Annotated in this window: 7 protein-coding genes and 3 pseudogenes; 5 read left to right on the top strand and 5 right to left on the bottom strand. The window is 43.4% G+C overall.

All coding sequences use genetic code 11. The annotated features are described in order from the left end of the window. Positions 1-512 (top strand): annotated as a pseudogene (locus tag ABHC48_RS10205) (transposase); the annotation flags it as partial. Positions 513-605: 93 nt separating this feature from the next. Here ABHC48_RS10205 and ABHC48_RS10200 read toward each other — a convergent pair. Next, the gene (locus ABHC48_RS10200; RefSeq protein WP_195700006.1) at positions 606-3155 is read right to left on the bottom strand and encodes a leucine-rich repeat domain-containing protein; all 2550 of its coding nucleotides are present in this window, start codon (positions 3153-3155) and stop codon (positions 606-608) included. Positions 3156-3480: 325 nt separating this feature from the next. Continuing rightward, on the bottom strand, positions 3481-3930 hold the full coding sequence (gene nrdR, locus ABHC48_RS10195; protein ID WP_118583928.1) for a transcriptional regulator NrdR: 450 nt from the start codon (positions 3928-3930) through the stop codon (positions 3481-3483). Between the two features lie 201 nt (positions 3931-4131). Between nrdR and ABHC48_RS10190 the strand changes: the two genes are divergently transcribed. Then, complete coding sequence (locus tag ABHC48_RS10190) at positions 4132-4389, top strand: YlmC/YmxH family sporulation protein (RefSeq protein ID WP_118583926.1); 258 nt, start codon at positions 4132-4134, stop codon at positions 4387-4389. Positions 4390-4533: 144 nt separating this feature from the next. After that, positions 4534-5313 (top strand): RNA polymerase sporulation sigma factor SigG, encoded by a 780-nt coding sequence (gene sigG / locus ABHC48_RS10185; RefSeq protein ID WP_148461856.1) that lies wholly within the window; start codon positions 4534-4536, stop codon positions 5311-5313. A gap of 102 nt (positions 5314-5415) precedes the next feature. On the opposite strand, the pseudogene ABHC48_RS10180 reads toward sigG, so the two are convergent. Continuing rightward, positions 5416-5523, bottom strand: a pseudogene (locus tag ABHC48_RS10180) (DUF6783 domain-containing protein); the annotation flags it as partial. On the opposite strand from ABHC48_RS10180, the pseudogene ABHC48_RS10175 reads away from it, so the two are divergent. Next, positions 5500-5550: pseudogene (locus tag ABHC48_RS10175) on the top strand (DUF6783 domain-containing protein); the annotation flags it as partial. The pseudogenes ABHC48_RS10180 and ABHC48_RS10175 sit on opposite strands and share 24 nt — an antisense overlap. 29 nt (positions 5551-5579) lie before the next feature. Here ABHC48_RS10175 and pap read toward each other — a convergent pair. Then, a complete protein-coding gene (gene pap, locus ABHC48_RS10170) occupies positions 5580-7055 on the bottom strand; it encodes a polyphosphate:AMP phosphotransferase (RefSeq protein ID WP_195700005.1) in 1476 nt (491 codons plus the stop codon). Between the two features lie 307 nt (positions 7056-7362). Here pap and ABHC48_RS10165 point away from each other — a divergent pair, with 307 nt between their 5' ends. Further along, positions 7363-7956, top strand: a complete 594-nt coding sequence (locus tag ABHC48_RS10165; RefSeq protein WP_195700004.1) for a LysE family transporter — start codon at positions 7363-7365, stop codon at positions 7954-7956. A gap of 120 nt (positions 7957-8076) precedes the next feature. Here ABHC48_RS10165 and dctP read toward each other — a convergent pair. Then, the coding region (gene dctP / locus ABHC48_RS10160) for a TRAP transporter substrate-binding protein DctP (RefSeq protein WP_195409714.1) at positions 8077-8876 on the bottom strand (800 nt) is incomplete at its 5' end.

Raw genomic sequence — 8876 nt, 5'->3', positions numbered from 1 at the left:
ATTCTATATCTGAAGAACTTCCTGAAGATGTGAAAACACAAAAATGCAGCATCAGCGATCCGGAAAGTGGATGGTTTCGAAAGGGTGAACATAAACACGTTTTTGCATATGCAGTAGAAACTGCCTGTGATAAACATGAATGCCAATGTCTTTCAAAATGCACAGAAAGTAAGGATCATGTAAAACTGATCACACATCATGTATGGGAAGAATATATGGAAGTGGTAGAAGACATTCGGCACACGATCGGAAACAGACAGATCTACCAGTTAAGAAAAGAAACCATAGAGCGGATCTTCGGTACAGCGAAAGAACAGCATGGATTTCGATATACACAGTATGTAGGAAAAGCACGGATGGAAATGAAAGCCGGGCTTATCTTTGCATGCATGAATTTGAAAAAACTGGCAAAGATCCTGGAAAAACGAGGTTGAAACACAGCCAGATTTTTGTTGATTTTGAAGAAAATAAAAAGAAAAGAAGTTTTAAAAGAAAAATGGTGCTGGCCATAATCCCCAACACCAAGTTTGTCTACAGTCTGAGCCGGTGTTTTTAAACACCGGCTTCATTTGTTATATGGCAGCTGCTTCATAAAGAAAAATGGCTTATTTACTGATTTTTGCTTTTGCAGAAAGTCCCTTACTCTTGAAGAGCTTTTTGTAGGTGGAAAGCTTGCTTGCTGGTACTTTTACTTTCAGCTTCTTGTAGTTGTTTCTGCCGGCTTTGGTGAAAGCACTTTTTCCTACGGTACCGGAGGTAAGCTTCTTGGACTGAATGCTGACAGAAATAAGGGCCTTGCAGTCGTAGAATGCTTTTTTGCCAATGGAAGAAACTTTGTAGCCAATCTTTACAGTCCGTAAAGCACTGCAGCCCTGGAAAGCACTGGTGCCGATGGAAGAAATATTCCTGGCAATGGTTACTTGTCTTAGCTTCCGGCAGTTTTTGAAAGCTCCGGAAGCAATGGCTGTGACTTTATAGGTCCGACCGTTTGCCTTCACAGAGGAAGGAATTGCTGCAGTCGTGATGGCTTTGGACTTTGACCGCTTTAAAGTAACAGAGGTACCATTTTTATTAACTGTGTAGACATTGTAAGAATCACTGAAGGATTTCACTACTGTAGTCTGAGGTTTATCATCTTTGTTATTTGAACTTGAGGTAATCTGGAAATCTAAGGTAATAGTTCCAAAATAGTTGTTCTGGCCTGTAATGGTTACAGTGGCAGTTCCGACTTTTTTGTTATTGCTGTAGGTAACTTTATAATCCTGTCCTTCTATAAGTTTTTGCTTTCCAAGAGTAATAGTTGGAACTGGTTTTAGAGCTTTTCCAGTATAAGCATAAGTCGCTTTAACTCCGGTTACAGATGCCTGAGAAAGGTCGCAGGCATAACCAATGTTGTTCTTACGTGCATATGTAATGGCAGCTGAGTTAGAGGAGGCATAAATGGTGGCGTAATATACATGACCGCCGGAATACCAGTAGGAGCCTTCCCATACAATGTCATCCCCGATGTTGATTACGCTGTCTGGCAGAGTGACTGTTTCAAGATTAGAGCAGAAAGCAAAAGCTTCCTTTCCAATAGTGTGGACACCGTTTTCAATTACGACTTCCTTCAGATTGGGCAGATAATTAAATGCATTTTCTGAAATACTGGTAATCCCGGATTTTATAACTATTTTTTTTACCTGATTTTTCATGGACTTCCATGCCGTGCCGCTCCAGAAACTGTAGCCTCCCTGAGTGGAAGAAACGGGGAAACGATCGTTTTCATCCGTGGAGATATTAAGTGCACCCTGACCGGAAATAGTGAGAACACCATTTGCAAAATCCCAGGTAGCATTTTCACCTGCAGTACGGTAAATCTTTTTGGAGGCTGTGCCGTCATTTGCATCAATAGAGTAAAAATTAACAGTATTGGCATTGGAGGCGTAGTAAACAACCTTGGAATCTTTAACGACAGGCTGGCAGTCGGATACGGGCGCAGCAGTGGTGTATTCCCTGCTAAGTACATTTCCCTTACCATCAACAAAGAGGTAATGAAGAGTACTGGAAGAAAGAGAATCATCAGCAGATGCGTAATTTTCTGACGAAGAATCGTCTGTATTTTCATATTCTTCCCAGGAAATCATGAAACGGTTTTCTGTGATTGGAGTGATCTTTACCCCCATAAAACTCTTTCCATTGCCAGTGTAGTTGGTAAGGTATTTTACAGAGGTTGCTTCTTTTGAAAAATCGGAAACAGGAGTAATTGTAAGGTAAATATTATGAGGAGTGTCACTTGTCACATTGTCATACTGGGACTGGTCGATGGTCGTTCCGATACACAGTACACTGTCAGCAGAAACAGCCATACCATCTACGCTTGCGTAGCAGTTCAGTGCCCATACGGAAGTACGGGAACCACCATAAGGAAGAAGCTCGATAGTTTTTTCATCAAGGGTGGTACTGTCGTATCTGGAAAGTTTGGTACAGCGGGAACCTTCGCTTTGCTCCAGAACATACAGATAAGAGGACTGCGATTTGATATACTGGGCAAAGGAGTGCCACAGATCACAGCTTACGATCTTTCCGGTCATGGAAGCCTGGTCAACGGCAATCATAAGGAATCCCTGATGTCCCTGTCCAACAGATTTATCTACATAGCCTTCATGACCGGTTACAATATAGAGAGTTCCGTTGGTTTCTGTCATTTCCACACATCCGTAATCGAATGGATAGCGAACCTCTCCTCCAAATAAATCCGGATTGCTTGTAATGGAAGCCGCACCGCTGCGATTCCAGTTTGTATCATATCGGATGACACGGATAACCTCGGCGGAATTATCTTCGGCGGTGTTATTTTGTCCCTCTACCAGGTAATATCCATCAGATCCTGCATAAAAACCACCCCATAAAGGAAGCTCCATGGGAATTTCTCTTTTGTCTGTAATCTGCAGGCTGTTGTCATAGTATTCAATACCGACGCTGTTTGTTTTGCGGAATACTCGCATATAGCCGTTGGAAATAGAAATAAGGTCAGAAGAACGCCTTAATTTAACACTAAGGTTATCTTGCGCAGTAGGGGTGAGAGAGGCTGCCTGTACCTGTCCTGGAAATGCCAGCAGATATAAAAACAGACAGCAAAATAATAGGGATGTCAGTTTTTTGATCTTTTTCATAAGTTTCTCCTTGCTGTGTTGCTTTTCATGATTCTTATTATAATAAGTTTTGGGTAGAGTTGCAATCATAATGATAATGTTTACAGCAGAAAAAGTGAAAAGCTGTAAAAAAACAGCAATTCTACATTTTTTATGGAGATTTCTGACATGGCACCTACCTGTGGAACTGTTTTGTGAGACTCATCAATAATAAGAAGGAAATCATCACCAAAGTAGTCCAGAAGTGTATAGGGCGGCTGTCCTGGTTCAAGACCGGAAAGATGCCTAGAATAATTTTCGATTCCGGAGCAGAAGCCGGTTTCCCCGCTCTCTGGCGAGGATTTTTCTAATTTAAAAATTTCTTCAATTCATCCATAAAGGTACTGACATCTTTAAACTCCCGATACACAGAAGCGAATCGCACATACGCCACCGAATCCAGATCTTTTAAATGGCTCATCACGATTTCTCCGATTTTCGTGCTGGAGATTTCTTTATCTTCGGCATTAAAGATGTCGCCTTCTATGGCATCGATCATGGCTTCCAGCTTATCGCTGGCAATGGGACGTTTGTAGCAGGCGCGGCGGACACCGTTGATCAGTTTATTGCGGTCGTACTGCTCACGGTTCAGATTCTTCTTGATTACGGTTAACGGGATTGTCTCCACATTCTCATAAGTGGTAAATCTTCTTCCACAGGAATCGCACAGTCTTCTGCGTCTTATGGAATTGGTCTCTTCCACTGGTCTTGAATCTACTACTCTTGTATTATCCTGATTACAGTATGGACATCTCATGTATTTATTTCCCCTTCCTCATGTCTCCCCTTCTGCCATACAATCCGGGCAGCAGACTTTCCTCTTTTCTGTTCGCTCAGTAACATAAAACGGACTGAATTACCTATTTCTTATTATACTTTAATCATAGAAAGTATGTCAATAAACTCCATACATATTTTCAGACTTTTTGCATAATATCATAAAAAACAGGTGCTTTTCATGCGTATTTGCGAATTAAAGCAAAAAGAAGTGATCAATATCTGTACCTGCCGTACACTTGGCTGTCCGGTGGATGTGGAATTTAACTGTGAAACCGGATGTATTACCGCCCTTGTGGTTCCCGGACCTGGCAGTTTCTGCTTTTGTTTCTGGGGAGCCGGAAGTGAATATATAATTCCATGGAATTGTATCCGGCAGATCGGAGATGACATTATCCTGGTAGAAATTGATGAAAAGTATTGCTGTAAAAAGGCTTAATTCTATTTTCCCAATTGTCAAGGGGCAATAATTTTTATATTTTCCCGAAAAAAGAATATTTATCCTCCCACGTGAGAATCATTGTTACTGTTCACTTCGTTCTCAGCAGCACGCTTCGCGATGCACAAAAGGAGGATTCAAATAATGGCACTTAACAAAGTTGAAATTTGCGGAGTCAATACATCGAAGCTTCCGGTACTGAAGGCAGAAGAAAAAGAAGAGCTTTTTCGCAGGATCAAGGAGGGTGATGAAGAAGCCAGGGAACTTTACATTAAAGGAAATCTGCGGCTGGTTCTCAGCGTGATCAAGCGTTTTTCCAACAGCAGCGAAAATATGGACGATCTTTTTCAGATTGGCTGCATTGGGCTTATAAAAGCAATTGATAATTTTGACACTACATTGAATGTAAAATTTTCCACTTATGCAGTGCCTATGATCATTGGAGAGATACGAAGGTATCTTCGTGACAATAACAGTATCCGGGTGAGCCGGTCTCTGCGGGATATTGCTTATCGAGCAATTTATGCAAAAGAAACCTATATGAAAACAAATCTGAGGGAGCCTACCATTGCGGAAATTGCCAGCGAAATAGGGATAAATAAAGAGATGATCGTATATGCTATGGATGCGATACAGAATCCGGTGTCACTTTTTGAACCGGTTTATACGGAAGGCGGGGATACGCTTTATGTGATGGACCAAATCAGCGATAAGAAAAACAAGGAGGAGACCTGGGTAGAAAATCTGTCCCTCCGGGAAGCTATAAACCGGCTGAATAAGCGGGAACGGCATATTATTGATCTGCGTTTTTACGAGGGCAAAACCCAGATGGAGGTGGCCCAGGAAATCGGGATTTCCCAGGCACAGGTCAGCCGGTTGGAAAAGAATGCACTTAAAACCATGCGGAATTATCTGAGAGCGTGACGGAAATCATGGATCCCGGCATCACGAAATCCGCCCCTTAAATGGTCTGCTGCATGAATATATATTGCAAAATCGCTGGTTGTTGACCAGCGATTTTGCTTATTATGCTGCTATTCCAGAATGCGTTTGAAAAAGGCCTTCTGCAAGATGTGCGTCACAATTTGTGGGAGATTTTGTCCGGATGAGGGCGCCGTAGCGGGCTACGGCAACCGAATTCGGGCAAAATATACCGCAAAGTGGGGCGTGCAGATTGCGGGAATGATTTTTCAAGTACGCTCTAATGCCTTTTCCAATTCTTTTATTACAATTTTAAGAGCTTTAATTCTCGCATACTTCTTATCTACAGATTCCAAGATATGCCATGGTGCATAGGTGGTGCTTGTCTTGGCAAGCATTTCATCTACAGCACATTCATAAGCATCCCATTTTTCGCGGTTGCGCCAGTCTTCGTCGGTGATCTTCCACTGTTTTTCAGGATTGTTCTGACGGTCGGTGAAGCGGGCCAGCTGGGTGTCTTTGTCGATCTGGACCCAGAATTTGATGATCACGGCACCCCAGTCGGACAGCTCCTTCTCGAATTCATTGATCTCGTTGTAGGCACGTTTCCAGTCGTTCTCGCTGCAAAAGCCTTCCAGACGCTCTACCATTACGCGGCCATACCAGGTGCGGTCGAAGATGGCAATGTGACCGTCTTTGGGCAATCTGGTCCAGAAGCGCCAGAGGTAATGACGCGCCTTTTCGTGAGGTTCCGGGCTGGCGATTGGATGGACCTCAAAGCCACGGGGATCAAGGGCTTCTGTGATCCGCTTAATATTGCCTCCTTTTCCGGCTGCGTCCCAGCCTTCATAAGTAATGATCACCGGCACACGCTTGCGGTACAGACGGTTATGCAGTTCGCCCAGCTTCTTCTGGAGATGCTTCAGCTCTTTCTTGTATTCTTCATCCTCGATCACCTTGTCTGTCAGTTCGATTTCCGAAAGCTTCGGCATTTTCTCAAGCGGAAAAATGTTTGGGAGAAGCGGTGCGCTGTGTGTGCTGTTCTGCAAGGCTACCTCAATGTTATTTACCATTATTTCAAGAACCTGAAGTTCTACGAAGTTGCGGTCTTTTGCATCAATAATATACCATGGTGCAATAGAAGTATTCGTATCTGTCAGATAGCGGTCGAAAACCTTCTGGCAATGTTTGTAATGTTCGTTCTGCCACTTGTCAAAGGCATCCACACGCCATTTTGTATCCTGCTCTTTGTTAAGCTTCTCAATACGTCTGGTCTGCTCTTTTTTGTCAATCTGCATGAAAAATTTCAGAACCAGATAACCGTTGTCTGTGAGCTGTCGCTCGAAATGTTTGATGCTGTCGATCCGCTTTGCATAATCCTCTTCTTCCAGACCATTCAGACAGTCTTTGCAGGTCTGCTCCATCCAGCCAGAATCCAGAAAGGTAAATTTGCCGGCTTCCGGAATCTGATTGAAATACCGGTACAGAAATGGTCTGCGCAGTTCATCCTCTGTAGGCTTTGACATGGTTGCTACTTTAAAGAAACGGGGATCAATGTATTTGATCACTCTGCCGATTGTGGTACCTTTGCCAGATGCCCCCCAGCCTTCAAAAAGTACCAGCACAGGCAGCTTGTGTTCTTTCAGCTTCATCTGCTGCTGATACAGCTTCTCGCCAGCTTCTTTAATCCGTTTCTTCAACTCCTCTTTTTCCGGAATCTCCTCCGGGATCCAGGTTTTCAGCATAAACACGTCCTCCTCACGTACTATTATTTTCAAACTTAAAGCATTTTTTCTGTTAAAAGCAAATTCTATTTTTTTATATTCATATTATTTTCTGCATTATAACATAATCATTCCCATTTTGCACGAATTTAACAAACATTTAACCGAATTTCGATTGCGATCGTTATCCTCTTATATACAATCCGATATTTTTGTGTTATTATTAAAAATCATATTTTGTGTAGGTTTTACGAACACATAGCGTTTTGTATGTTGCGCCTTTCTTTTCGTAGCTCAGATGTTTAAACTTACCCAAGGAGGAAGTCCCATGCCTTTATCTGTCTTCATAGAAATGACCCTGTCTGCCATCCTTACCGTCTGGTCGCCTGGTCCCAATAATATTCTTTTGCTGTCCACAGCCAGCAAATACGGCATTTCCGGTAATATCCGCTTTATGACCGGAATCTGGAGCGGATCTCTCACTTTGATGTGTCTTTCCGGACTGTTCTGCAGTACTCTTGGGAAAATCATTCCAGGGATCCAGCCGGTTATGAAATATCTAGGCGCAGCTTATGTACTCTATCTTGCCTTTCAGACCTGGCGCAGGATTCCGCCCTCTGACAATGTCCAGGACAAAAAGCCAACCTGGCTGATGGGATTTTTCCTGCAGCTGATAAATGTAAAGATCATCATCTATGGGCTGACCATGTTTTCCGCTTATATTCTGCCCTATGAGGCAAGGGTTCCTATACTGTTTTGCTTCGCTGTATATCTGATGTTTCTTGGAGCCCTGGGAAATCTAATCTGGGCATTTGCGGGAAATGTACTGAAAAGATTTTACAGCAGTCATTATAAGCTGATGAATGGAATCATGGCCCTGCTGCTGGTGTGGTGCTCTCTCAGGATCACTGGCTTACTGTAAGACAGACCCAAAAACACCTCCCGGAATATGTTGGTCACTCACATTCCGGGAGGTGTTTTCTATAGGGCACTGTTCAATTTATGAGGCACATGTATCAAATTGATACACGCTTATGCTGTCTTACTTAAATGCATCCACCAGTTCCTGACCATCGTCATATCCCTGGTTTTTCAGTTCTTCTACAAACCACTGGTCTACGCCTTCTACCGCCTCTTTAAAGGAATCAATATCCATATCCTCTTTTGCGGTAAAGGTAACGCCATTTTTCTCTTCCCAGCGGTTCATGATCTCATTGGCACCGGAGCGGTTGATGTAACGCTCATACTCAACAGCCATTCTTCCAGCCTTGTCTACAACAGCCTGCTGCTCTGGTGTAAGGCCATCATAGATATCCTGATTGATACAGAAGAACAGACAGTCATAGATGGCATCCCACATGGAGCAGTATGGCTGAACCTCCTGTACACTGGCTGCGTCGATTGCAGGAAGCGGATTCTCCTCTCCCTCTACGGTGTTCTGCTGAAGGGCTGTGTAAGTCTCGGACCAGTTCAGGTTGGTTGCATCTGCCCCCCATCTCTTATAGCATTCCATAAGAAGATTGGAGCCTGCAACACGGACTTTCAGGTTCTTCATATCGTCCACCGATTTTACTTCACGCACACTGTTGGTCAGTTCACGGAAGCCGTTCTCCGCAATACCCATGCAATGCAGTCCATACTCACTGAGGATTTCCTTCATCTTCTCTCCTGCCTCACCGTCAAACTTGGCATCTGCGTCTTCCACAGAATCATAAATAAACGGCAGGGAGACTACGTTAAATCTCGGATCAAATGCAGAATAAATCAGGTTGGAATGCATGGAAATCTGTACCGGGTCTCCGTTCATCAGTGCCTGGATTCCCTCGGACTGGTTTCCGTTTG

Origin of the sequence: Ruminococcus sp. 1001136sp1 (genome assembly GCF_039841815.1) — a bacterium.
In the GTDB taxonomy this organism is placed as follows: Bacteria; Bacillota; Clostridia; order Lachnospirales; family Lachnospiraceae; genus Blautia_A; species Blautia_A faecis.
This window is presented reverse-complemented; position numbering and strand designations above follow the sequence as displayed.